The sequence below is a fragment of the Pseudomonas sp. HMWF006 genome (assembly GCF_003061205.1).
GTDB lineage: Bacteria > Pseudomonadota > Gammaproteobacteria > Pseudomonadales > Pseudomonadaceae > Aquipseudomonas > Aquipseudomonas monsensis.
On sequence record NZ_QAIU01000163.1, the window covers coordinates 1 to 538 of the forward strand.

The following is a 538-nucleotide window of genomic DNA, read 5'->3' on the forward strand; positions in this document are numbered from 1 at the left end:
GTGCTGCGGGCAGGATCGAATTCGGCGGACATGGCGGATCTCCAGATAAACGGGACGAGTGGGTGCGTTCATTCCAGCGGTGCACGGGTAAAGTTTTGTCACTTAAAAATATTTTTGTAAAGAAAATATTTGTCGGTGAAAAAAGATATCCGTAGGCTGAGGGCCATTGGCAAGGATCAACAGAGGCAACATGAGCGGACTCAGAGAGCGGCAAAAGGAACAGCGCAGGGAAGTCATCGCAACGGCGGCGCTGGAACTGTTCAAAAGCAATGGTTTCGCCGCCACCACCCTCGACCAGATCGCTGTTCAGGCCGGCGTGTCCGCGCCGACCGTGGTCAACTATTTCGGCGGTAAGCAGGAGATTCTGCTGGCGCTGCTCAAGCAACCGGACGAGCAGGCCATGCGCGAGGCGCGGGCCAATCTGGATGACGACAGTGATCCACTGGAGGTGCTGTGCGAGTTCGAGGGCCTGATGACTCACTACCAGCTGCAAGCGATGCCGGCTTCGCTATGGCGGGAACTGGCGCCGTTCCTGTTC

1 protein-coding gene is annotated in these 538 nt (G+C 56.9%); it reads left to right on the forward strand.

Annotation, left to right across the window (positions count from 1 at the left end; genetic code table 11):
• Window positions 1-190 precede the first annotated feature (190 nt).
• Window positions 191-538, forward strand: a 348-nt coding sequence (locus DBR24_RS31615; protein ID WP_256591308.1) for a TetR/AcrR family transcriptional regulator, incomplete at its 3' end; no start/stop codon positions are given.